General features: G+C 37.3%; 22 protein-coding genes and 1 pseudogene. 5 read left to right on the forward strand and 18 right to left on the reverse strand.

What is annotated here, in order from left to right:
• Positions 1-34 precede the first annotated feature (34 nt).
• From nadB to J2R98_RS03775, 4 genes are all read left to right on the forward strand, one after another.
• Positions 35-1,540, forward strand: coding sequence for an L-aspartate oxidase (gene nadB / locus J2R98_RS03760; RefSeq protein ID WP_307066253.1), 1,506 nt, complete (start codon positions 35-37; stop codon positions 1,538-1,540).
• Positions 1,527-2,378: a carboxylating nicotinate-nucleotide diphosphorylase gene (gene nadC, locus J2R98_RS03765; protein WP_307066255.1), complete on the forward strand. Its 852-nt coding sequence runs from the start codon at positions 1,527-1,529 to the stop codon at positions 2,376-2,378. Before nadB ends, nadC begins: the two co-directional genes overlap by 14 nt.
• On the forward strand, positions 2,378-3,478 hold the full coding sequence (gene nadA, locus J2R98_RS03770) for a quinolinate synthase NadA (protein WP_307066919.1): 1,101 nt from the start codon (positions 2,378-2,380) through the stop codon (positions 3,476-3,478). The genes nadC and nadA overlap by 1 nt, the downstream gene beginning before the upstream one ends.
• Before the next feature lie 215 nt (positions 3,479-3,693).
• Positions 3,694-4,230 carry a ribonuclease H-like YkuK family protein gene (locus J2R98_RS03775; protein ID WP_307066258.1) on the forward strand — a complete coding sequence of 179 codons (537 nt, stop codon included), beginning with the start codon at positions 3,694-3,696 and terminating at the stop codon, positions 4,228-4,230.
• 89 nt (positions 4,231-4,319) lie between these two features.
• Here J2R98_RS03775 and J2R98_RS03780 read toward each other — a convergent pair whose 3' ends face one another.
• The 10 genes from J2R98_RS03780 to J2R98_RS03825 all read right to left on the reverse strand — a co-directional run bounded on the left by J2R98_RS03780 (position 4,320) and on the right by J2R98_RS03825 (position 15,966).
• Positions 4,320-5,273 (reverse strand): aromatic acid exporter family protein, encoded by a 954-nt coding sequence (locus tag J2R98_RS03780; protein WP_307066260.1) that lies wholly within the window; start codon positions 5,271-5,273, stop codon positions 4,320-4,322.
• 124 nt (positions 5,274-5,397) lie between these two features.
• Entirely contained in the window at positions 5,398-5,829 is a 432-nt protein-coding gene (locus tag J2R98_RS03785) for a BrxA/BrxB family bacilliredoxin (protein WP_307066263.1), read from the reverse strand.
• Between the two features lie 148 nt (positions 5,830-5,977).
• Positions 5,978-7,264: a dihydrolipoamide acetyltransferase family protein gene (locus J2R98_RS03790; protein WP_307066265.1), complete on the reverse strand. Its 1,287-nt coding sequence runs from the start codon at positions 7,262-7,264 to the stop codon at positions 5,978-5,980.
• A 35-nt stretch (positions 7,265-7,299) separates the two neighbouring features.
• Positions 7,300-8,283 (reverse strand): alpha-ketoacid dehydrogenase subunit beta, encoded by a 984-nt coding sequence (locus tag J2R98_RS03795; protein ID WP_307066267.1) that lies wholly within the window; start codon positions 8,281-8,283, stop codon positions 7,300-7,302.
• 2 nt (positions 8,284-8,285) lie between these two features.
• The gene (locus tag J2R98_RS03800; RefSeq protein WP_307066269.1) at positions 8,286-9,296 is read right to left on the reverse strand and encodes a thiamine pyrophosphate-dependent dehydrogenase E1 component subunit alpha; all 1,011 of its coding nucleotides are present in this window, start codon (positions 9,294-9,296) and stop codon (positions 8,286-8,288) included.
• Positions 9,297-9,314: 18 nt separating this feature from the next.
• Positions 9,315-10,736: a dihydrolipoyl dehydrogenase gene (gene lpdA, locus J2R98_RS03805; RefSeq protein WP_307066271.1), complete on the reverse strand. Its 1,422-nt coding sequence runs from the start codon at positions 10,734-10,736 to the stop codon at positions 9,315-9,317.
• Position 10,737: 1 nt separating this feature from the next.
• Positions 10,738-11,832, reverse strand: a complete 1,095-nt coding sequence (gene buk / locus J2R98_RS03810; protein ID WP_370871927.1) for a butyrate kinase — start codon at positions 11,830-11,832, stop codon at positions 10,738-10,740.
• 20 nt (positions 11,833-11,852) lie between these two features.
• Positions 11,853-12,950, reverse strand: coding sequence for a Glu/Leu/Phe/Val family dehydrogenase (locus J2R98_RS03815; protein ID WP_307066273.1), 1,098 nt, complete (start codon positions 12,948-12,950; stop codon positions 11,853-11,855).
• A 19-nt stretch (positions 12,951-12,969) separates the two neighbouring features.
• Complete coding sequence (yqiS, locus tag J2R98_RS03820; RefSeq protein WP_370871928.1) at positions 12,970-13,887, reverse strand: phosphate butyryltransferase; 918 nt, start codon at positions 13,885-13,887, stop codon at positions 12,970-12,972.
• Between the two features lie 24 nt (positions 13,888-13,911).
• A complete protein-coding gene (locus tag J2R98_RS03825; RefSeq protein ID WP_307066278.1) occupies positions 13,912-15,966 on the reverse strand; it encodes a sigma 54-interacting transcriptional regulator in 2,055 nt (684 codons plus the stop codon).
• 132 nt (positions 15,967-16,098) lie between these two features.
• Here J2R98_RS03825 and J2R98_RS03830 point away from each other — a divergent pair, with 132 nt between their 5' ends.
• A complete protein-coding gene (locus tag J2R98_RS03830; RefSeq protein WP_307066280.1) occupies positions 16,099-16,329 on the forward strand; it encodes a DUF2627 domain-containing protein in 231 nt (76 codons plus the stop codon).
• Between the two features lie 45 nt (positions 16,330-16,374).
• Here the strand turns inward: J2R98_RS03830 and J2R98_RS03835 are convergent, their stop codons facing one another.
• The 8 genes and pseudogenes from J2R98_RS03835 to J2R98_RS03870 form a co-directional block, all read right to left on the reverse strand.
• On the reverse strand, positions 16,375-17,727 hold the full coding sequence (locus tag J2R98_RS03835; protein ID WP_307066282.1) for an aspartate kinase: 1,353 nt from the start codon (positions 17,725-17,727) through the stop codon (positions 16,375-16,377).
• Positions 17,728-17,835: 108 nt separating this feature from the next.
• Positions 17,836-18,615, reverse strand: a complete 780-nt coding sequence (spo0A, locus tag J2R98_RS03840; protein ID WP_307066284.1) for a sporulation transcription factor Spo0A — start codon at positions 18,613-18,615, stop codon at positions 17,836-17,838.
• Positions 18,616-18,808: 193 nt separating this feature from the next.
• Positions 18,809-19,792: pseudogene (spoIVB, locus tag J2R98_RS03845) on the reverse strand (SpoIVB peptidase); the annotation flags it as partial.
• 300 nt (positions 19,793-20,092) lie between these two features.
• Entirely contained in the window at positions 20,093-21,814 is a 1,722-nt protein-coding gene (gene recN, locus J2R98_RS03850; RefSeq protein WP_307066288.1) for a DNA repair protein RecN, read from the reverse strand.
• Between the two features lie 18 nt (positions 21,815-21,832).
• Positions 21,833-22,282 carry a transcriptional regulator AhrC/ArgR gene (ahrC, locus tag J2R98_RS03855; RefSeq protein ID WP_307066290.1) on the reverse strand — a complete coding sequence of 150 codons (450 nt, stop codon included), beginning with the start codon at positions 22,280-22,282 and terminating at the stop codon, positions 21,833-21,835.
• Positions 22,283-22,325: 43 nt separating this feature from the next.
• Positions 22,326-23,144 (reverse strand): TlyA family RNA methyltransferase, encoded by an 819-nt coding sequence (locus J2R98_RS03860; protein WP_307066292.1) that lies wholly within the window; start codon positions 23,142-23,144, stop codon positions 22,326-22,328.
• A gap of 6 nt (positions 23,145-23,150) precedes the next feature.
• The gene (gene dxs / locus J2R98_RS03865) at positions 23,151-25,043 is read right to left on the reverse strand and encodes a 1-deoxy-D-xylulose-5-phosphate synthase (RefSeq protein WP_307066294.1); all 1,893 of its coding nucleotides are present in this window, start codon (positions 25,041-25,043) and stop codon (positions 23,151-23,153) included.
• A 30-nt stretch (positions 25,044-25,073) separates the two neighbouring features.
• Positions 25,074-25,535, reverse strand: coding sequence for a hypothetical protein (locus J2R98_RS03870; RefSeq protein WP_307066296.1), 462 nt, complete (start codon positions 25,533-25,535; stop codon positions 25,074-25,076).
• Between the last annotated feature and the right edge of the window lie 509 nt (positions 25,536-26,044).

Genomic DNA, 26,044 nt, shown 5'->3' on the forward strand with positions numbered 1-26,044 from the left:
GTCAAGACAGGTGTAATTTCAGAGGTGTAAAACAGTGAATACAGACATCCTTATAATAGGAAGCGGAATTGCCGCCCTTCAATTAGCCACTAAGTTAGACTCTCAGTATAACGTGACGATTATTACAAAAGGAAAGATCAATGATAGCAACTCCTACTTAGCACAAGGTGGAGTCGCTGCAGCAATTGATCAATCTGATGATGTGTTAAGTCATGCTTTTGATACGTTAAAAGCAGGAGAGTATTATAATTTGCCCTCAGTTGTGAAATACATCACAAAGATGGCACCGAGGGTCGTTCATGAACTAATCGATCAAGGGATGACGTTCGATCAAATCGGTCATAAGCTCATTCTTGGAAAAGAAGGAGCTCACCAGCATCGTAGAATCGTTCACGCAGGTGGTGATGCTACAGGAAAGCACCTGACTGAGTCACTAACGAACCAATTAAGTGAACAAGTCACGATTTATGAAAATAGTTTTGTCTATGAATTATTAATGGACCATATCCAGCAAAAATGTTGTGGCGCTGCATTTGTCGATGCAAAAGGAAAGAAACAATTAGTTCATGCAAAATACACTGTTTTAGCAACAGGAGGATGTGGAGCACTCTACCAATATACATCGAATCACCCAATGGCATTAGGTGACGGCGTTGTATTAGCTCAACAAGCAGGTGCTAAAATATCTGACTTAGAGTTCATACAATTCCACCCCACCCTTCTATACATGAATAGTAACACTTATGGATTAATTTCAGAAGCTGTACGTGGTGAAGGTGCCACTTTAATAAATCAAAATGGGATTCCGATTATGGAAGGTGTCCATCCATTTAAAGATTTGGCACCACGCCATATCGTTGCACAAACTATATACAACCATCGATTAAAAGGTGATGAAATCTATTTATCTATTAAACAGATCAATCAATTCCAAAATCGTTTTCCATCCATCAGTCAATTGTGCACCAAGTATAGCATTGACCTACATGACGGGTTAATTCCAGTTACACCTGGTGCTCATTTCATGATTGGAGGTGTCGAAACAGACATTAAGGGAGAGACAAACGTTCAAAACTTGTATTGTATCGGTGAAGTAGCTAATACACGTTTACATGGAGCCAATCGATTAGCAAGTAATTCTTTATTAGAAGGTCTCGTGATGGGTCATGAACTTGCCAGTCATTTAAATAAACAACCTAAAGCACAGAAACCTGAACCAATAGCTCCAAGTTCAAATCTTACAATACCTAAGCTTCCTAACTTAAAACACTTACAAAAGTCTATGATGAAAAACGTTGGTATTGTAAGGAGGCGAGAGCAGTTGACGATTCAACTTAATTGGTTACAGTCGTCACTCCAATCTAAACTACAAACCAATTTAGATCTCGAATCCTTTAATAATTTTATCGCTTATCAAATGGCTTATTTAATAACACAATCAGCATTAAAACGGCATGACAGTCTTGGTTGTCACCAAATGGCTGAGGATGTTTCTTCAATAAATACTACAGAAAGTAGGGAATATGTTGAACAAGTTTAAGCTAGAAGAAATGTTAAAAGCTTTTTTCATTGAGGACTTTGGCGATTTAGATATAACAACAGATCACATCTTCAATGAAAAAGATGTTGGAACACTTACCATTCAAGCGAAAGAAACGGGAATTTTTTGCGGGGAAAAGATTATTAAAACGGCCTATAACTTATTAGATGATAACGTCGACGTCAAACTACACGTCCGAGATGGTGAACAAATTGAATCAACACAAGACATTGCCCACATACATGGTCCTGTACCAAGTTTATTAAAAGGTGAACGCGTCGTATTAAATCTAATTCAACGATTATCAGGCATTGCAACGAAGACGAACAGAGCTGTCACAACACTAGATTCCGACCACACCAAAATATCAGATACACGAAAAACAACACCAGGTCTACGCCTGTTAGAAAAATATGCTGTAAGAGTAGGCGGTGGCATTAACCACCGCTTGCGGCTCGATGATGCTGTGATGATCAAAGATAACCACATTGCTTTTGCAGGGTCGATAAAAGAAGCGGTAAACCGCGTTCGTAAAAACGTCGGTCATATGGTCAAAATCGAAGTTGAAGCTGAGCATGAACAGCACGTCCTTGATGCTGTTGAAGCCAATGTCGATGTTATTATGCTCGATAACGTAGATCTAGACCAACTATACAAACTCATTCAACTCATTCCGCGTGACATTACGACTGAATTATCAGGTGGAATCAATATTAAAGACCTACCGAAGTACCGTGATTTAAACGTTGATGTCATCTCAATGGGATGCTTAACCCACCAAATTGAAGCTTTAGATTTTAGTGCGAATCATCATTTTGAAAAGGAGCGTGTGTCATGATGTCTTTATTACAACAGTTAGAGCAGTCCGTTTCAAAGATTCCTGAGCAATATAAACAAATGGACGACGAACAGCTGGAACGAATCATTATGAATGCTAAAGAACAATTAGGTGATGAACTATTTATACCTGGCCACCACTATCAAAAAGATGAAGTCATTGCATTTGCTGATGCTAGAGGCGACTCATTAGAGTTAGCACAAAAATCAGCTCATACAACAGCAAAGCATATCGTCTTTTGTGGTGTTCACTTCATGGCTGAAACGGCTGACATTTTAACGAACAATAACCAACACGTCTATTTACCAGACATGCGAGCAGGTTGCTCAATGGCGGATATGGCGAATATTAATCAAACTGAAATCGCTTGGGATAGATTATCCCAATTAGTTGGAGACACAATGATTCCGATTACTTACGTCAACTCTACTGCAGCTATTAAATCGTTTGTCGGTAAAAATGGTGGTGCCACCATCACTTCATCTAATGCTAAAAAAATGATGCAGTGGGCCTTTACACAAAAAGAAAGAATACTGTTTTTGCCAGATCAACATTTAGGTAGAAACACAGCCTATGACTTAGGCATTCCACTGGAACAAATGGCCGTATGGGATCCAATTATGGAGAAGCTTCATTATGATGGTGACTTAGATGATTTGAAGGTCATTTTATGGAAGGGGCATTGTTCAGTACACGAAAACTTTACGGTACCTAATATTAAAGAAGTAAGAGTGAAACATCCTAACATGAATATTATCGTCCATCCTGAATGTACAAGAGAAGTTGTTGCATTATCTGATGATGCAGGTTCAACTCGTCACATTATTGAAACGATTGAAAATGCACCTTCAGGAAGTGAATGGGCGATCGGTACTGAAATGAACTTAGTCAAACGACTAATTAAAGAGAATCCTGACAAACATATCATCTCATTAAACCCACATATGTGCCCATGCTTAACGATGAACCGAATTGATCTACCTCACTTAGCTTGGTGCTTAGATTCACTCGTCAACAATAAACCTGTCAACCCGATTATTGTGGAAGATGATATTAGTCATTTTGCAACAGAAGCATTAAATCGTATGTTAAACAAATAAGGGTATAAATATTGAGCATTGAATATCATTCGATGCTCAATAATTTTTATTTACTCGTGGTCCAAGTCCTCAACAAATCCCTCTTGGTTTGTAACTAGTAGATCTCTTAATGTCAACGATTAAGCCCAACCAATTTGTCCATATTAATAATAAAATAACATAAACTATATAATAATATTAGACAACATTTTGAAAACGAAAAATGGAGGGTTGTCATGTTACAGTATAAAGTGTTTAACTACACATTTAAAAACTTAAAAGAAAAAAACATGACCTTTGAACAGGTATTTGATCATATTTTACACTTTATCCGCCGCGATCCGAGGGGGAATTTTAAGTTAATGATTGGGACAGATTCACAAGTTCATAAAAACCATACGACTTTCATTACCGGAATTGTTATTCAAAATGAAGGCAAAGGCGTTTGGGCATGCTTACGAAAAGTAAGAGTTACCGAGAAAATTACGAATTTGCATCAAAAAATCTCTTATGAAACGTCCTTATCAGAGGATGTCTTTTCGATGTTCACTCAAGAACGCAAGGATGCCATGTATGAAATTGTTTTACCACATGTTGACCATGGAGCGAGTTTTACCATGGAAGGCCACATTGATATTGGTGCAGGTAAACGAAATAAGACGAGTATGTTCATAAATGAAATGGTTGCTCGCATTGAATCATTAGGTGCAGAACCTAAAATTAAACCTGAAGCGTTTGTTGCGAGCAGTTATGCAAACCGCTATACGAAGTGAAAGATGCATATAAACGCTTAAGCTACCATATATTGGTGGCTCTTTCGTGTGGAAATACATAAAAAAACCAAGCACAAGGCTTGGTCTTGTTATATATCACTTTTTTTATAGGATCGCTTCAAAATTAAATATTGTTCAATTTCATTAAGTAGCAAATAAAGGTTAGCTCTTTCCTCAAACGTTTCGAGGTCATCAGGTAACTTTTCTTTATTAAATTTCTTTCTAATTTGGTTTAACTTCTCTAAATATTTTACTGCTGTATTACCTGGGTGAACATGGTCTGCCAAATCTTGAAATAACTCACCGATATAATTATACTCATCTTCTGTAGCATCAATACGGCTTATTAACGGGAGCATACGCTCTAAAATATCAAATTGTTTCTCTCGCATATGAAAGTAATGATAAAAAGGGTGATGCCTTCTTAACAAATGATTTTCGACATCTCGAGAAGCTAGTTCATTTGCTTCTTCTATTAGACGAGCTGTCTCAGTAATCTCATGCCCAGACCAATAATACTCACCAGTCTTCAAATAATTAGCAATCTCTCGCAAGATTTTTGAGAAGTTGTCTTCTAATTCATCTCTTATTTTCTCCAGTTCAGAATCTAAGCTAGGCATATACATATTCAAGATTAGCGCCACACCTAACCCAACCGTTAATAATACAATTTCATTCATAACGATTGAAACAGAAAGGGCCCCTTCACCATATAAGTGTAAAATGATGACGGTACTTGTAATAATCCCTTCAGTAATGCCAAGCTTAACCGTAATTGGAATAAAAATTATTAAAATGAGTCCGATTACTAGCGGGTTGTATGCAATCAGTTCAAAAAGCAACCCAGCAACAATAATTCCTATTAAACAAGCGTAAAAACGATACCAAGCTGTTTGTAGCGAACGTTGCCTTGTAACTTGAATACATAGAATCGTTAATATCGCAGCTGAAATAGCATTATCTAGTTGCAACGCTTGAGCAATAAGAATGGATACAGGCGCACCTATCGCAGTTTTAATCGTTCTAGACCCTACTTTGAACATGTTTGATCCTCTTCCTCTTTTCCTCTATTATGTATGTTTAATATACCATAATTTACCCGCATCAATCGCTTTATAATCTTTAAAACATAAAAAAAGGTGGTACAATAGACCACCTTAATTACTATTAATATTCTTCACAATGTTCGTCGAATAGTTTTTGTAGTTGTTGTACAACTTCTACTGGTGTTGAGCTTTCGACTTCGTGACGTTCAATCATTGTTACGATCTTCCCATCTTTCATTAGTGCAAATGATGGTGAAGATGGTGGGAAACCTTCAAAATAACTTCTTGCTTGCTCTGTTGCTTCACGATCTTGACCAGCGAATACTGTTACTAAATGATCTGGACGATAATCATAATGAACGGCGTTAGCTGCAGCTGGACGCGCAACTCCACCAGCACAACCACAAATTGAGTTAACGGCAACTAAAGTAGTACCTTTACGAGTTAATGCCTGATCGACTTCTTCAGGTGTTGTTAACTCTTCGTAGCCTGCATCTGTTATTTCTGTTCTTGCTTGATTGACGAAATCTTGCATATAAATGTTAAAATCCATGGCGCATGGCTCCTTTTATTTAATATTACCATAACTAATCATATCAACATTTCTGACATGTTTCAAATTGTCTGCAGTGACATGTAATGAAAAAGCTGCCTTGAACCATCATAAATTTTGATGACAAGGCAGCTTTTATTCTATTTTATTAGTAAATAGAAGTATTTTCTTCAGACATGTTCTCTAAAATTTCTTTAACACGCTGTAAGAAGTTACCGCAAATTAAACCATCTAGAACACGGTGGTCTAATGATAGACATAAGTTCACCATATCACGTGGGGCAAACATACCATCAATGTATACAGGGCGTTTCACAATTGATTCAACTTGTAAAATGGCAGCTTGTGGGTGATTAATAACACCCATCGATTGAACAGAACCGAATGAACCTGTATTGTTCACTGTGAACGTGCCACCTTGCATATCATCATTTGTTAATTTACCATCACGAGCTTTCGTTGCAAGTTCTACGACGTCTTTTGCGATTCCCTTTACGCTCTTATCATCAGCATGTTTAATAACAGGAACAAATAATTGATCATCACTAGCTACAGCAATTGATAAATTAATATCTTTCTTTTGAATGATTTTATCCCCTGCCCACATGCTGTTTAGCTGAGGGTATTCTTTTAACGCTTGTGCGACAGCTTTTACGAAAAACGCAAAGTACGTTAATGAGTAACCTTCTTGTTGTTTAAATTCATTTTTCTTACTGTCACGGAACTTAACTAAGTTCGTAACATCAACTTCAACTGTCATCCATGCGTGTGGAATTTCAGTCTTCGATTTAACCATATTTTGCGCAATGGCTTTACGCACACCAGAAACCGGAATTTCCACATCACCTGGTTGTGCACTTGCTGCAGGCTGACTAGATGGAGCCTTAGGTGCCTGTTGAGCTGGTGCAGCAGGTTGTTCTGATTGAGCAGACTCTGCTTTTGGTGCTTCTTCTGCTTGTGGAATTTCACCAGATTCAATGATTTTCTCTAGATCTTTACGCGTAATACGGCCTCCTTTACCTGAACCGTTCACTTGATTTAGGTCAATATCATTCTCTTGAGCAAGTTTTAAAACTGCTGGTGAATAACGTTTTTTCATTGGTTGGTCTTCATCAGACTGCTCACTAGAAGTCGTGCTTTCCTCTTTTTCAGTTGATGTTGAAGGTTGTTCTCCTGATTCTTCACTTGAACCGCCTTCAGTTTCCATATAACAAATTAAACCGCCGACTTCTATAGTGTCTCCTTCTTGCGCGACAAGTTCTTTAATAGTTCCTGTGAACGAAGAAGGGACTTCAGCGTTTACTTTATCTGTCATTACTTCTGCAATTGGGTCGTACTTATTGACTTGATCGCCAACTTGTACTAACCATGAACTAATCGTACCTTCAGTTACACTCTCACCTAACTGAGGCATCGTTACTTTTTCGACCGCCATTCCTGTTTACCTCCTTTTATTACGAAATAAACGAATTAAAATTCAGCTAATTCGCGCATTGCCTTCTCTAGTTTATCAGGGTTAAGCATGAAGTATTTCTCCATTGTTGGTGCATACGGCATAGACGGCACATCTGGTCCAGCTAGTCGTTGAACTGGAGAGTCTAGATCAAACAGACAATTTTCCGAAATGATCGCAGATACTTCACTCATAATGCTTCCTTCTTTGTTATCTTCAGTTACAAGAAGTACTTTACCTGTTTTCTTTGCCGCTTCAATAATCGCTTCTTGATCTAACGGATAAACTGTACGTAAGTCTAAAATATGTGCTGAAATGCCTTCCTCTGCTAATTTTTCAGCTGCTTCTAAAGCAAAGTGAACGCATAAACCGTAAGTAATGATTGTAATATCATCACCTTCACGCTTAACGTCAGCTTTACCGATTGGTAATACGTAATCATCTTCTGGTACTTCACCTTTAATTAAACGGTAAGCGCGTTTATGTTCAAAGAATAATACAGGATCTTCGTCACGAATCGCCGCTTTAAGTAATCCTTTAGCATCATAAGGAGTTGAAGGCATTACGATCTTCAAGCCTGGCTGATTAGCAAACACAGCTTCTACTGATTGTGAATGATATAATGCACCGTGAACGCCACCACCATAAGGAGCGCGAATAACCATTGGACAGTGCCAATCATTATTAGAACGATAACGGATACGAGCTGCTTCGGAAATGATTTGGTTAACAGCTGGCATAATGAAATCGGCAAATTGCATTTCAGCAATTGGGCGCATACCATACATAGCAGCACCAATACCAACACCTGCAATCGCAGATTCTGTCAGTGGTGTATCTAGAACTCTTGCTTCACCAAATTGGTCATGCAAACCATCTGTTGCTTTAAATACGCCACCTTTTTTACCGACGTCTTCACCAAGAACAAATACTTTATCATCACGTTCCATTTCCTCTTGCATTGCCTTTGTTATAGATTGAATATAAGACATTACAGGCATAATTATTCCCCTCCCTCTTCAGCATACACATGCTTCAGTGCGTGTTCTGGTTCAGCATACGGAGCGTTTTCAGCTTCATCAGTCGCCTTATTAATCTCATCATCTAACTCTTTATTTAACGCTTCTTCTTTTTCCTCTGTTAATACGCCAACATCTCTTAAATATTGAGCAAAAGAAATTAAGTTATCTTTCTTCTTCATTTCTTCTAACTCTTCTTCATCACGATAAGCTTTGTCATTGTCATCACTTGAATGAGCTGTTAAGCGTTCAGTCATTGCTTCAACTAGAGTTGGTCCATCACCATTCATCGCTCGTTCATGCGCTTCTTTAACGACTTTGTATACTTCTAACGGATCATTTCCGTCAACTTGATATCCTGGCATGCCATACGCAACACCGCGATCTGCTACTGATTTACTTGCCACTTGGCGTTCTAACGGTACAGAAATCGCGTACTTATTATTTTCTACCATAGTAATAACTGGTAACTTATGAACACCCGCGAAGTTTAAACCTTCATGAAAATCCCCTTGGTTAGAAGAACCTTCACCTAATGTTACTAATGAGGCAATTTCTTCACCTTCCATTTTAGCTGCTAAAGCAACTCCTACAGCGTGTGGAAGTTGTGTTGTAACTGGAGATGAACCAGTTAAAATTCTATTTTTCTTCTGTCCAAAGTGTCCTGGCATCTGACGTCCACCAGAGTTTGGATCATCAGCTTTTGCGAATGCCGCTAAAAATAACTCTTTTGTCGTCATACCAAAAGCTAATACAACGCCTAAATCACGGTAATAAGGAGCTACATAATCCTTATCACGATTTAGTGCATAACTCGCTCCTACTTGTGCTGCTTCTTGACCTTGACAAGAAATAACAAATGGAATTTTACCTGCACGGTTTAAAAGCCACATTCTTTGGTCAATTTTTCGTGCTAATAGCATCGTGCGGTACATGTCTAACACTTGATCATCTGATAAGCCTAAATCTTGGTGACGATTTTCTACTTTACCCATAAGTATACCTCCCTTTAATTAACCATGAATCTGTTTTCCATCAACAGCTAACGCTGCCTCCCCTAACACTTCAGATAACGTTGGATGTGGGTGAATCGTTTCCCCGATCTCCCATGCTGTAGCATCTAATACCATCGCTAAACCAGCTTCTGAAATCATATCTGTAACATGAGGTCCAATCATGTGAACACCTAAAAGATCCTCATTGTCTTCATTCGTGATAATTTTAGCAAATCCTTCTTTTTCACCATGTACAAGCGCTTTACCGACAGCTTGGAATGGAAATTTGCCAATCTTAACATTATACCCTTGTTCTTTCGCTTGCTCTTCTGTCAATCCGACACTTGCCATTTCAGGGTTAGAATAAATACAAGAAGCTACATGATTGTAGTTAATTGGCTCTGGGTTTTCGTTAGCGATATGTTCAACAGCTAATATACCTTCATGAGATGCAACGTGTGCCAACTGCATGCCACCTATAACATCTCCAATTGCATATATATGTGATTCTTTCGTTTGGCAATTTTGATTTACTTTAATAGCACCATTTTCGACAACAATGTCCGTATTTTCTAAGCCGATATTATCAACAATTGGTGCTCTTCCAACCGAAACTAACATACGATCTGCTTCAAACATTTGGTTCTCACCATTAATTTCAGCTTCTACTTTAATACCGTCAGACTGATCAAGTGTGTCCGGTAACACTTTAGCACTTGTCACAATGTTAATTCCTTTTTGTTTAAGTGCTTTTTCCGCTTCTTTAACAACATCGTGATCTTCAGTTGGCAAAATTCGATCCATAAACTCGATTACCGTTACATCAACACCAAAATCAGCTAACATTGAAGCCCACTCTATGCCGATTACACCACCACCAACGATGACAATAGAGTTTGGTAGCGTATCCATTTGAAGTGCTTCATCTGATGTCATGACTGTTTCACCATCGATTTCAAGGCCAGGTAGTGTCTTCGGCTTCGAACCAGTTGCGACAATTACATTTTTAGGGACAATCATTTCATTCTCTTCACCGTTGTTCATTTCAACTGAAATTGTTCCAGCAGTTGGTGAGAAAATACTAGGTCCTAAAATACGCCCGTGACCTTCAAAAACGTCGATTTTACCTTTTTTCATTAATCCTTGAACACCTTGGTGTAGCTGATCAATAATTTGTTGCTTTCGTTCTTGTACTTTAACGAAATTAAGCTTAGTGTTTTCTGTTTCAACACCATAACTTGATGCATCTTGTGTTTGTTTAAAAACTTCTGCACTTCTTAATAAAGATTTTGACGGAATGCATCCTCTATGTAGGCATGTTCCTCCTAGGTCTCCCTTTTCAACCATTGCAACTTTTAAGCCAAGTTGACTTGCTCGGATGGCAGCGACATAACCACCTGTACCGCCACCGAGTATGGCAACATCGTATTCTTTGGCCATATTAAAACTCCTTTCTATTAGGCATTGAGCGATAAAGCTTAGGCTGCTCTTTACCATTTAACACTCTAATCGTGCCTTCTGCTAATGCTTCTAGCTCATTTTCACCTGGGAAGGTTAATACGTCTGCGATCCAATCGATGCGTTCTGTTATCTCTTTAACAAAACTTTCGCCATATGCTAAGCCGCCTGTCAGTACAATAGCATCCATATTGCCTTTTAATACTGTACTAATACTCCCGATTTCTTTGGCTATTTGATAAGCCATGGCTTCATATACAGCCTTCGCTTGCTCATCACCTTGTTCAACTCGTTCTTCTACTTCTTTAGCATCATTCGTTTCAAGGTATGCCACTAAACCACCTTTACCAACTAGCATTTTATGAATTTGCTCTTTCGTATATACCGAAGAGAAACATAAATCAACTAATTGACCAGCAGGCACTGTTCCTGCTCGCTCAGGAGAAAATGGTCCTTCTCCATTTAAACCATTATTGACATCAACGACTTTACCCTTTTCATGGGCACCGACAGTAATGCCACCACCCATATGACAAACGATTAATCGTGTATCTTCATATGGTTTATCTAAAGCTTCTGCCGCTCGTCGTGCAACTGCCTTTTGATTTAGTGCATGAAAGATACTTCTTCGGGGCAATTGTGGAACACCCGAGAATCTTGCGATATCTTCAAGTTCATCTACGACAACAGGGTCAACGATATAAGAAGGAACATTAACATTACTAGCTATTTCATATGCTAATATTCCGCCTAAATTAGAAGCATGCTCTCCGTAAAACCCTTCTTTCAAGTCGTGGAGCATCGCTTCGTTAACTTCATATGTTCCGCCTTCAATCGGTTTTAATAAGCCGCCTCGTCCACAAACTGCATCTAATTTAGATATATTAAATCCTTCATAGTCTAATGCTTCTAATATGACGTCTTTTCTAAATTGATACTGTTCAATAATATTTGAATAAGTATCTAATTCTTCTGTTTTATGACGAATCGTTCGCTCAATTAAACAGTGTTCATTTTCAAACACGGCGATTTTTGTTGAAGTTGAACCTGGGTTAATAACTAAAACACGGTAGTTCATATTCTTGATGACGCCTCCATTTATTTTCTTCTTGAAATGATGCTATGTTCGTTTTGTAAAAAAGTACTTCTTGTACGACGAACACTTGCAATACGTTCTTCTGCCATACGGTCAGCAGCAATGTGTGTGGAAATACTATCACGTTTAGATATTTCAAAGATTTTACTCAAGCTGTCATAAATAGTATCAATCTGCTTAAATGCACGCTCTTTGTTATAACCATTTAACTCATCAGCAACATTAATGACACCACCTGAGTTAATAACGTAATCCGGTGCATACACAATCCCAGCTTCATGCAGCATGTCGCCATGTCTGTGTTCTGCTAATTGGTTATTTGCTGATCCAGCAATAGCTTTAGCTTTTAACTTCGGAATCGTTTCATCATTTAGAGTAGCACCTAAAGCACATGGTGCATAAATATCACAATCAACCGTGTAAATATCATCTGGGTCCACAGCTTGAGCTCCGAAATCTTCTACAGCACGATCAACAGACTCTTTATTAATGTCTGTAACGATTAACTTAGCTCCTTCTTCGTGTAGATGTTTACACATATGGTAAGCAACATTACCAACACCTTGTACTGCAACAGTCTTACCTTCTAATGAATCATTACCAAAAGCTTCTTTAGCAGCGGCTTTCATACCACGGTACATGCCATAAGCTGTAGCTGGTGACGGGTTACCAGAAGATCCAAACTCTGGTGAAATACCTGTTACGTAATCTGTTTCCATATAAATATAATCCATGTCATGCTCTGTTGTACCAACATCTTCTGCAGTAATATAGCGACCGTTCAGTCCTTGAATGTAACGGCCGAAAGCTCTGAACATCTCAGGGTTTTTATCTTTTTTCGGATCGCCAATAATAACAGTCTTACCGCCACCTAAGTTAAGTCCAGCAGCTGCGTTTTTATATGTCATTCCTTTAGCTAGACGTAAAGCATCGATTACTGCTTCCTCTTCTGAGTCATAAGTCCACATTCTAGTTCCACCTAATGCTGGTCCTAGCGTTGTGTCATGTAAAGCTATAATAGCTTTTAAACCTGAGTTTTTATCTTGGCAAAATACTACTTGCTCATAATCGTACTCTTCCATATAAGTAAATAATTCCATTTCATATTCCTCCCTAAAATTAAGATGATGTTAAAGCAAACGCTAAAGAATAAATTTTACTTTCAGCTGTATCCGCACGTGAAGTTAAAACAATTGGTGCTTTGGCTCCACTAATAATTCCCGCCACTCTTGCATTAGCGAAATAAGTAAATGATTTGTATAGCGTGTTACCGACTTCAATATACGGACAAACTAAAATATCAGCGCTTCCAGCAACATCTGAGTTTATATTTTTTTCTTGTTTTGACTCTAGAGAAATTGCATTATCAAATGCTAAAGGTCCATCGACTGTACAGCCTGAAATCTGGCCTCTTTTTTGCATTTGAGATAATACTGCTGCATCAACAGAAGCTTGCATAGCTGGGTTTACAATTTCCACCGCTGCTAATGGTGCAACCTTTGGGTTATCATACCCAAGTCGATGCGCTACATCTACTGAATTTTGGATAATTTGTACCTTCTCTTCTAAATCAGGTGCAATGTTCATCCCAGCATCAGTTAGAAATAAAAGACCATCACGGTTAGGAATTTCAAATAAAGCGACATGTGATAAAATCCTTCCATTCCTTAAGCCTGAATTTTTCTTTAAAACGGCTTTTAGGACGATCTTCGTTGCAACATTCCCTTTCATTAAAACATCCGATCGTTCTTCTGAAACTGACATGACTGCTTTTTCAACAGCGTTTTCAACTGATGTAGCGTGGTGTAGCGTAATTCTCTCTTGTTCGAGGTCTAATTCGATTTCATCAGCCGCCTCACGGATTAGTTCCATGTTTCCAAAAAGCTTAAATGCCGCAAGATCGCGTTCAACCCCCTCCTTTATCGCTTTCAACGTTTCAACATTAGTTGCTTCTGCTACAGCAACTGTTTTCTTCTCCTCCATTTGACAGAGGTCATTCACGAGTTGATCTAAGTTCATTGTTTCTCTCACCTTCATGTTGTATTAATTCTAGTTATTAGCTTAGCTTTGTACATCTTTTCCGAGATTGTGCTTTTCCATTTTGTAATACAAATTACGTAATGAGATGTTTAGCTGTTTAGCTGTTTTCGATTTAATATAATTATTCTTCTCTAGTGTCTCAAGTATGAGTTGTTTTTCAAATTCATCAAGCGCATCTTGTAACGGAATAACCTCACTATTTTCTGGTTCCTTAAAAAGATCTAAATCTTTAAATGAATGCTTCCTTAATGCTGGTAAATGTTTTTCATTAATGTAACTTTCATTTTGGCCCATACTTATAATGGCGCGACCAAGTATATTTTCAAGCTCTCTTACATTACCAGGAAAGTCATACTCTTTAAGTATACCTAGAGCTTTTGTTTTAACTCCTCTTACATTTCGACCATAATCTTCATTAAGCTTTGTAATTAAGTGTTGTGTTAAAGGATCTATATCATCAGTTCGCTCTCTTAATGGCGCAATCATAATCGGTAGTCGATTTAGTCGGTAAAACAAATCCTCTCGAAACTCTTTTTCCATCATTGCACGTTCTAAATTAACATTAGTTGCTGAAATCACCCTTACGTTAACAGGGATTGGTTTTCTGCCACCAACCCTTATGATTTCTTGATTTTCCAAAACATGTAGTACTCTTGCTTGAAGTTCTACTGATAAATCACCAATTTCATCTAAAAACAACGATCCATTATTAGCCTCTTCAAACAAACCTTTTTGCTTTTCAGGTGGACCTGTTTCGTCACCAAACAAAGCTTTTTCTAGTGCTTCCTCTTCCATCGAAGCACAATTCACTCGAATGAATTTATAATGTTTACGATTGCTTTCGTTGTGGATCGCATGGGCAATCAACTCTTTTCCTGTTCCTGATTCACCTCTTAGTAAAACTGTAACAGGTGTTTTGGCACCTACTTTGGCCTGTTCTAGCGTCAATTTCATCTCAGTCGACTGTGCAATTATATCATCAAATGTGTACTTAGCTTCTAAATTCCGAATTATTTGGCGAGCTTTTTTTAACTCAGATGTTAAAGATTCAATCTCTGACAAATCGTGAATTATGGCGACACTACCTTTTAGAACACCGTCCACTAAGATTGGTGCAGCATTAACTAAAACATCTCGTTTTAGTGGACCGACTTTCATTCGTGCACCTCTTACAGGTCTTCTAGTTTCAAGTACCTGCATGTGCATACTTTCACCCTCAGATATATCAGCTGTTGCTGGTTTACCGATGATCTCGCTCTCTTTCAATCCCGTAATCTTTGTGTAGGCAGGGTTAATTAATAACCCTTCGCCATGTTCATCAACAACCGAAATCGCTTCCTCACTTGACTGAATAATGGCTTCTAACATATTTTGAATGTTTTTTAAGTCTGTGATTTCTTCTGCTAACTCTACAACTTCAGTAATATCTTTAAAGACAGCAAAAGCACCTAATAGCTCACCTTGCTCGGTAACAAGTGGGATTCGAGTTGTAATAATACGCTTACCATTACTCAAATTCAGCGGTTGGTTAAGTTCTTTTTTACGGGTCTTCATAACATTTGGTAAGTGAGAATCTGAGATGATCTCAGTTACTAAGTGTCCGACCATTTCATCTCTATTAAGGTTTAGTATGTTTTCTGCTGCTTCATTGACATATGTAATGTTGTGGTCGAGATCGATAACGATCATTCCGTCATGAATCGAATTTAATAATAAGTCACGAGAATCTGTCTCTTTTTTTAGTTGATCTAGTAGTGATTCTTTTTCATTCAATAAGTTATAAATAACGTGAGCTACAGTGCCAGGTATTAAAACCGAGCGCCTCGTTTTATATTTCTTTAGGTCATTAAACACTTCTTCCTTACCTGTTGTTTCAACGATTATATCAATTGGTTCATTTAAAGCATCAATATATGACTCATACGTATTGATTGATTTATTACCAGCTAATTTAAGGCCAGGAGCATGTTGATTAATGTCTGCAACAGCTTGCACATTAATCATATCGATTTGCTCAAATAGCTTTAATATAGCTGTGCCACCTTGTCCTACTCCTACAATTAACACATTTTGCATAGTTTTACACCTACATTTGCAAGTTTTTGCATACTTCCATGATAATGAAAGCGCTTCATTAATGCAAGTTTTTTTCGTTTTTTCTTTTAGCTATTTTTGATATACTACAAAAGGGATAAGGAGAGAAAAACAATGATGAGGTTAATTGCACTTTTAATAATGGTACTACCAGGAGTTATAGCTGCCTATGGAATTAAATTAATTCGTGATTCTTTTTTTGGAGAAGCTGCTGCAATTTTTTTCAATAATGTTTTAATCCAGTTAATCGCTGGTATTATTTTAATTGTTGTAGGCATTGGGTTTATTGGTGGCTTCATACTACATCGCGACCGAAAACGCGATCGAACACAAAATAAGTACTAAACAAAAACCATTACTAACAACAATCGTTAGTAATGGTTTCTTTATTTACTCAGTTAAGAAAAACTCTTGATATAATGATTTAATCGCTTCGTTTAAGTTCTCTTCATATATTCCAAACATCATGGAAACCTCTGAAGAACCTTGGTTGATCATATCAATATTAACATCTGCCTCTGCAAATGCTTTCGTTGCTTTCGATGCGACGTTTAAGCGATTACTCATCCCTTCACCTACTAGCATAATCATCGCTAATCCATGTGTTACATCTACTGTATCTACTTGCAGTTCATTTTTAATTCGGTTCATTAAAGTTTCTTCTTTATCGCCTTTTAAGTCCTCTGTACGAATAATAACAGACATATCATCAATACCAGAAGGTGCGTGCTCGAACGAAATATTTTCTTCTGCAAGAATTCTTAATAAATTTTGGCCAAATCCAATTTCACGGTTCATTAAATACTTGCGAACATAAATCGTTGAGAACCCTGTATCACTTGCAATTCCAACGACAGGTTGACCGTTGTCTTTTTTACTTGCAACAATCATTGTTCCACGACAGTCAGGGTCGTTTGTGTTTTTAATACATACAGGAATATTCTTTTTGAATGCAGGGATTAATGCTTCATCATGAAAAACTGAGAAACCTGCATAAGATAATTCACGCATTTCTTTGTAAGTTAATGTATGAATTTCTTTAGGGCGATCTACAATTTTCGGGTTTACACAATAAACTGAACTCACATCTGTAAAGTTCTCGTACAGTTCAGCTTGTACACCTGCAGCAATAATTGAACCTGAAATATCAGAACCACCACGTGGGAAAGCTGTTAAAACACCAGCTTCTGTGTAGCCGAAAAATCCTGGGATAACAACGACACCTTCACGCTCTCTCAGACGGTGAATTTGCTCATAACTCTTCTCTAAAATTTGGGCACCACTAGGGTCTGAGCTGACAATAACTCCTGCATCTTTAGGGTTTACATAAGTCGCTTTCGTACCTCTTTTGTTAAGATACGCACTTAAGATTCGAGCTAATGAATCTTCACCCATTGCCTTTAATGCATCCATTAAGTGAGTTGTATTTGTCGTTTCTCTTAGTAACCTTCTTGATTCATTTTCAATTCGAGCAACAATATCTTTTGATAATTCAAGTTCTTCAGTAATAGACATAAATCGCTGAGAAATTTTAAATAAAGTTTCCTCATAATTTTGCCCACTGTCATATTGCTCGCCTAATTGAATAAATAAATCTGTTACTTTAACATCGTCATCGTATCGCTTTCCTGGTGCTGATACGACAATAAACTTACGATCTTGATCAGCTTCGATAATACTAGCCACTTGTCCAAGCATCGAACTATCTGCGACAGAGCTTCCTCCAAATTTTGCTACTTTCATTATTATCACCACTATTTGAATTGTTTTATAACAATGATTATTTTAACATAACGAGAATAAAAAAAAAGGGAGTTAACAAATGTTAACCCCTAAAGTGATTCTATTGCTTTATCCAACTTTATGTTCTAATCTCAGCTTATCTGCAATCATAGCAATGAATTCAGAATTGGTTGGTTTTGCTTTTGAAACGCTTACTGTGTAACCGAAAATGGCTGATAGAGAATCAATATTTCCACGATTCCAAGCAACTTCAATCGCGTGACGAATCGCTCGTTCAACTCGTGAAGCTGTCGTATTGTACTTTTTAGCGATATCTGGGTATAAAACTTTAGTAATAGATCCTAATAATTCAATATCATGATATACCATAGAAATTGCTTCTCTTAAATATAAATAACCTTTAATATGGGCCGGAACACCAACTTCATGAATAATTGATGTAATGTTAGCGTCTAAGTTTACTTTTGGTGGTTTGCTTTCAACAAACCCTTGTTTAAGAGGTGATACTTGCTTTGAACCAGCAATGTTTAATACTTGGTCTTTAAGCATGTCTAAGTCAAAAGGCTTCAACATATAATATGTAGCGCCTAATTCAACAGCTTTTTTCGTTACGGATTCGTGTCCGAAAGCAGTGAGCATAATCACTTTAGGTGTCTTGTCTAATGACGAGTTTCGAAGCTTTTCTAATACAGCTAAGCCATCAATGTGAGGCATAATAATATCCAAAATTAAAATGTCAGGTTGATGTTCTTGAACCATGGTTAAGCAATCATTTCCGTTGTAAGCGGTACCTACAACTTCCATTTCTTCTTCTTCAGAAAAATGGTCCTCTAACATTGATACTAATTCCCGATTATCATCAGCAATTCCTAATTTAATCTTTCCCATAAATATTCCCTCCTATAATAAATATCCGCTTGACCCACAATTAACCAATTCGACATATAAGCATAATCTCCTTTTAAATTTTTGGATTTTTTGTGATATATTCATTTTTTATAAGCTTTAAGCACGTATTCAACAAAGGCTCTTATAATTCGACATAAAAAAGCCCAATACTCAATTAGTACTGGGCTTGAAATTAGCTTGCATCTTTCATCTCTTCGTCATCTTTTATTGTTAACCCTGCTTCATTTAACATCCATTCTATATGCACACCATAACCACTTGTTGGATCATTTAAAAATACATGTGTTACTGCACCGATTAATTTACCGTCTTGTATGATTGGGCTACCGCTCATACCTTGCACAATTCCACCAGATGCTTTCAACAAGTCCTCGTCTGTAACTTGTATAACCATCCCTTTTGTTTCTGGGTTTTGTGAAGGTACGCTACTTACAATTTCAATTTCGAACTCCTCAATCGTATCATCTTCTACGACTGTCAATATTTTAGCTTTTCCTTCTTTTACTTCATGAGCTTTAGCAACAGGTAGCAAACCGACATGGTCATTCATAAATAATGAATCATCTTCCAATTTGCCGAAGATTCCATAGTCCGTATTTTTTTGAATCGTACCTAAACTTGTCTCATTCATAGAAAAACGTGCTCGCTTCTCACCTGGTGATCCGCTTTCCCCTTTGTTAATCGAGGTGATCTTTGAAGGCACAATTTTACCATTGTAAATGTCTAATGGTTTCTTTGTTTGCTGATCAGTAATAACATGCCCCAATGCCCCATAACGTTTAGATTCTGGATCATAAAAGGTCATCGTACCAATACCAGCAGTTGCATCTCTTATAAAAAGACCGAGCTTATACACATCTTCACCTTCGTCGGCAAGCGGCTTTACCGTTAAAGGGAATATATGCTCTTGTCTTTTAATTAATAATTCAATCGGCTCTTGCTCAGTTTCGTATTTCTGAATTAACTTGGTGAAGGATTGCATATCGTTAATTTTATGTTGATTCAGTTGTAAAATAATATCACCAATTTCAACACCTGATTCCTCAGCTGGTGAGGTTTTACCCTCGTCAGTAGAGACAGGACTAAAACCGACTACGACAACACCAGAAGTGTGGAGTTTAACACCAATGGATTGACCTCCAGGGATTATTTCTTCAACAGGTTGTAATGTTTCAGCAGCTACATGGTATGTTAATGTGAATGGAAGAACAAACGAAACAAGGAGAATGATTTTTAATGTTATTCGTGATCGGCTCATCAAGTACACTCCTCATTTCTCTTTATAATTGAAGCTTTAACGTTAATTTGAGCTTTTTTCACCCTTTTTAAACGGTAAAAGTAAATGCAATTTAGTTTATCATTTCCTTGAATAGCTTAACTTTGATTGTATATAAAATAATTACTAACAAACCCAATACATATATCAAAAAAAGGTTAAACATACGAATAAGTATGTTTAACCTTTCATCACTTCTGCTTGTTCAATTAACTCTTTGGCATGATTTGTTGTCGTTTCTGTTACTTCATGTCCAGAAATCATGCGCCCGACCTCTTCAACAGTTTCATTTGCTGATAATGGGTGCACACTTGTGTTAGTATACCCATTATTTGAAACATCTTTTTTAATTAAGTAATGATGATCTGCCATCGCTGCAACTTGAGGCAAATGAGTTATACAAAGAACTTGTGACTCATTTGATATACGGTGAATCTTCTGGGCAATAGCTTGAGCTACACGACCACTTACACCAGTATCAACCTCATCAAAAATGACGCTTGTAATACCTTGATGCTGTGATAAAATGCTTTTTATGGCAAGCATGATACGTGAAATTTCTCCACCTGAGGCGACTTTATGAAGTGGCTTCATTGGTTCACCAGGGTTCGTCGTAATGAGAAACTGAATAACATCTAAGCCTTGTTTTAGCAATTTCACATGACGATCACGCCAATTAACTTCACCTTTATGCGTGTTAAATTCCACATCAAACTGTGCCTTTTCTAAATATAGATCTTGTAATTCATGTTGAATTGCTGAGATTAGCTTTTCTGCGATTTCCTTTCTTAACTTATGCAAATGTTCCGCTTCTGTTAAGGCATCCTTTTCAGCTTCTTTTATTTCATGTTCGAGCGATTGCAAGTGGCCATCTTTATTTTCGAGTTGCTCTAATTCTTCTTCCATTTCAGCCATATGTGTCATCAATTCATTTACATCTTTGCCGTATTTTCTTTTTAATCGATTAATTTCAAACAACCTTGTTTCAATTTCATCTAAACGATTAGGTTGAAATTCTAATTGATCTAAACGGTTTCGTAAATCAAACGACAGTTCTTCTAAAGAATAGTAATTCGCTTTTAATTGTTTAGAAAGTTCTTCAAAGTCCTTATCCACATCTTCTAATTGTTCTAGAGCAGACATCGCATGCCCTAAGAAATCCATTGCATGATTCTCAGCCGATAATGACTGATATGTTGTATTTAACCCTTCAAAGATCCGCTCATAATTCATTAATTGACTACGCTCTTCTTCTAGTTGATCATCTTCACCAAGTTGTAATTGCGCTTCACTCAATTCATTATGTTGAAACTTAAGCAAATCAATACGTTGTGCAATTTCCTGCTCATTGTTGGATAATTCCTCATATCTTTTCTTTAGTGATTGTAAATGATTATATAATTCATGGTAATGTTCTTTTGATTGATCTAGACCATCACGATCAAAAAAGTCTAGAAGTTCAATATGGCGTTCTGGATTCATTAAAGATTGTGTCTCGTGCTGGCTATGTATATCAATTAATTGTGCACCTAATTCTTTTAACACTGCTAATGTAATTAGCTTACCATTAACTTTACAAACACTTTTCCCTTTAGAAGTTATGCGCCTTTCTATGACAACACTACCCTCATCTTCATCAATTGGTATTTCAAATTGTTCCAACACTTTATACGCTATATGCTGTTGGTCATCTATAAAAAATAATCCTTCAATTGATGCTTGATCAGCATTATGTCTTACAAACTCAACTGATGCTCTTGCACCGGCTAAGAGCTGGATTGCATCGATAATAATCGATTTACCTGCACCAGTTTCTCCTGTTAATACAGTTAATCCTTCGTTAAAAGATAGTGAAATTTCATCAATGATTGCAAAATCCTTAATTGATAATTGTGCTAACACAATAGACACCTCATATTCTTAGAGCATTTTCATAAATTCATCATAAATGGCTTCACTTTGTGACGGTGTACGACAAATGATTAAGCATGTATCATCTCCACATATACTCCCCATAATATCTTCCCAATCTAATTGATCAATTAAAACACCGACAGCTTGGGCATTACCTGGTACAGTTTTTAGAACTATGAAATGGTCTGCACGATCAATTGAAACAAAACTTTCTAAAAGAGTTCTCTGCAATTTCTCAGTTGGGTTAACTTTTGTATCCCCAGGTAAACTGTATTTATAGCTTCCGTCATTAGTTGGAACTTTCACTAATTGAAGTTCTTTTATATCCCTAGAAATTGTTGCTTGCGTTACATCATAGTCTAGGTCATGAAATTTTTGCACTAACTCATCTTGCGTTTCAATATCGTGTTTGTAAATTAAATCACGAATCTTTAATAAACGTTGTGTTTTTTTCAATTTTTTCACCATCTTTTAGTTCAGTATATAACATCAGACCCGTTTACTTATGAAAGTCTTCGTGTGCTTTGTTAATAACTTGATCTATTTCTTCATTTGACAACTTGTTCCCTGCTGCTTGGTCATCTAACCATTTAGCGTGTAAAAGAAACTCAATATTGCCATCACCACCAGTAATAGGTGAATAATCAAGACCTTCTATAACAAAACCTTCGTTTTCAACAAATGATAAAATGTTGTGAACAACTTCGGTATGTACACTTTTATCGCGTACAATCCCCTTTTTCCCCACTTGTTCTCTTCCTGCTTCGAATTGAGGTTTTATTAAAGCCACAATATCAGAATCAGGCTCTAAAATCTGACGGATTACAGGGAATATAAGTTTTAATGAAATGAAAGACACATCTGTTACTGCCATATTTGGAAGCCCGAACTCTAAATGATCTTTAGTTACGTAGCGAAAGTTAGTACGTTCCATTACATATACACGTTCGTCTTGTCTCAGTTTCCAATCAAGCTGGTTATAACCAACATCAATTGCATAACTGGCCTTTGCCCCATGCTGTAAAGCACAATCTGTAAAACCACCTGTTGACGAACCGATGTCTACAATTAATCGATCACTAAAATCAATCTTAAAGCTGTTAATCGCTTTCTCAAGCTTCAAGCCGCCCCGACTAACATACGGGACAGCTTTTCCTTTTACTATAATATTAATAGTCGGATCAACTTTAACTCCTGGCTTATCTAAACGTTCATGATCAGTGTGAACTAAGCCAGCCATAATAGAACGCTTGGCTTTTTCCCTTGAATCAAAAAAGCCTTGTTCAACTAAAAGTGTATCTAAGCGTACTTTTTTCATATTTACTTAAGCCCTTTTCTCTTTTGTCGGGACGATTTCTTTTATTTCATTTTGAATACTCTTAGCCGTCAAACCGACTTCTTCTAATAAATCGTCGACACTTCCGTGTTCAATGAAGCGATCAGGTATACCCATTCTTGAAATAAACGGATAAGCTACCTTTTCTTCTTCAAAAAATTCTAGAACTGCACTACCGAAGCCTCCTTGAAGAGCATGCTCTTCGACTGTGAGAATCGGTAAATGTTCTTCTGAAATTTGTCTTAACATATTAGCATCTAACGGTTTGATAAAACGAGCATTAACGACTCGAACTGATATATCTTCGTTTTCCAAATTCGTCGCTGCTTCCATTGCTCTTTCAATCATCGTACCAAAAGTTAAGATGACAAGATCATGACCTTCTTTCAGCACTTCCCAAGTCCCGATTGGCACCATATCATATTGACCTTCTACAGGATGTTCCTTAGCGTTCCCTCGTGGATAGCGAACCGCAATTGGGCCATCTTGATGGTTTAATGACGTATATACCATATCTTGACACTCTTGTGCGTCTTTAGGCATCATAATGGTCATGTTTGGTAAATGACGTAAAAATGAAATGTCAAACACACCTTGGTGAGTTTCTCCATCTGCGCCAACCAATCCAGCACGATCAATACCAAAAGCTACGTTTAAATTTTGACGGCAAACGTCATGAACGACTTGATCAAAACCTCTTTGTAAAAAAGTCGAGTATATTGATAAAAACGGCTTCATCCCTTGAGTTGCAAGGCCACCAGCGACAGTCGTAGCATGTTGTTCAGCAATTCCAACATCAAAAAGTCGGTCAGGGAATTTCGATTTGAAGTCTTCTAGTTTGCTGCCCACCGTCATGGCTGGAGTAATTGCCACTACTTTTTCATCGTGTTCAGCTACTTGCATTAATGTGTCGCTAACAACTTTACTCCATCCTTGACCACCTGAACTTTTCTTCACCGATTCACCAGATTCGATTTTGTAAGGTCCAACACCATGCCATGTTCCAATTTTATCGTTTTCTGCCGGATGGTAACCTTTACCTTTCGTTGTTAAGACATGAATTAGAATCGGCCCTTCAGTTCGTTTCGCATAGTCAATCGATTTAAATAAGTCATCATAATCATGGCCATCAACTGGACCATAATATGTGAAACCTAATTCTTCGAAAAACATGCCAGGTACAACTAAATACTTCATACTATCTTTAATGCGTTCAGCAGTATTAGCAATCTTTCCTCCAACTGAAGGGATTTTCTTTAATAATACTTCTAACTCTTCTTTAATCCAGTTATAACGTTGGCCGCTTCTCAAACGTCCTAATACGTTATGTAAAGCACCGACATTGGGCGCAATAGACATCTCGTTGTCGTTTAATATGACAATCATATCTTTTTGTTCATGGCCAATATGGTTTAATGCTTCTAATGCCATCCCACCTGTTAATGCACCGTCACCAATAATAGGTACGACGTAATTGTCTTCTTTCTTAACATCACGAGCAATCGCCATTCCCATAGCTGCTGATAAAGAAGTCGAGCTATGCCCTGTCTCCCAAACATCATGTTCACTTTCGTTCATCTTAGGAAAGCCACACAACCCTTGATATTGTCTCAACGTATCAAAGTCTTTTGTTCGCCCAGTAAGCATTTTATGCACATAAGCTTGATGTCCTACATCCCATATGAATTTATCTTTCGGACTATCAAATGATTGATGTAAAGCTAAAGTTAATTCAATCACACCAAGGTTAGGTCCTAAGTGTCCACCTGTCTTTGATAAGTTCTCGATTAAAAACGAACGTATCTCTTCACTTAACTGTTGTAACTCTTCTACTGATAAGTCTTTAATTTCCGATGGATGTTTAATGTTTTTAAGATCCATTCAGGATCACTCACCTTTATATTAATTTCATTAATTTTTATTTTTATGTGATGGTAAAACACGTATACGTAAGTTATTTTCGATAAAAGTAGTTATTTTTCCTGCAAATAGAACCAACTCCGTTGAAGCTCGTACAGCAATCGATTTCCCCATTGCTTTTCCACCTACAGTTAAAGCAGCGACAACACCTGTAAAAATCACTGAGATTGTAAATTGATATGTAGAAGCTTGTCCATTTGAAATTGAAGTTGCTAACTGAATTACAACGAGTGTCGATGCTGTACCACTTATAACACCTGCAATATCTCCTATAACGTCGTTACAGAAGGTAGCAAATTTATCTGCATTACGCACAATTCTAATCGAATTTTTAGCTCCATAAACTTTTTCTGAAGCCATCGAATGAAAAGGTGTCTCGCTAGCCGCTGTTGCAGCAATACCCATCATATCTGATAATACACCAATAAATACGATTATAAAAACAATGATCATACCTAATATCCATCCAACACCACTCAAAATGGAATTAGATATTATTGTAAAAATGGCCGCTAACACCAAGGTGATAACGGCTATACTAACACTAAATTTAATGGATTCTTTTATTATTTTGATCATATTATGACCTCAGAATGTATTGTAACCTTTGTTTAATATCATATGTACAGAAAGAGGTGGTCATTTAAGAGGTAAAAATTGCGGCTTAGGTCCAGTAGGTTTTCCCAGGCCGTTACCGTGTGTTGCCACTACGGCGGTTCCCCTTTAAAACGACCTTAGCTTCGTCTCCGAACGCTAGACTGGATTACCACTTAGTCCACACTATAATCCCTCTTAAATGTCGCAACGGAACAGTCTAGGAGTTTTCCTCGACAGCCTTTAACCACTCCCTAGCCTCTTTTGCAGCATCTATTTCATGCAACGTTTAACGTGTTAATCGTTGGCCTAACGATTGATCACGTACTGAATTGCAATCCCCTAGACACCACTCAAGGCAGGCTACG

This window comes from Alkalibacillus filiformis, assembly GCF_030814115.1.
Taxonomy (GTDB): Bacteria; Bacillota; Bacilli; order Bacillales; family Alkalibacillaceae; genus Alkalibacillus; species Alkalibacillus filiformis.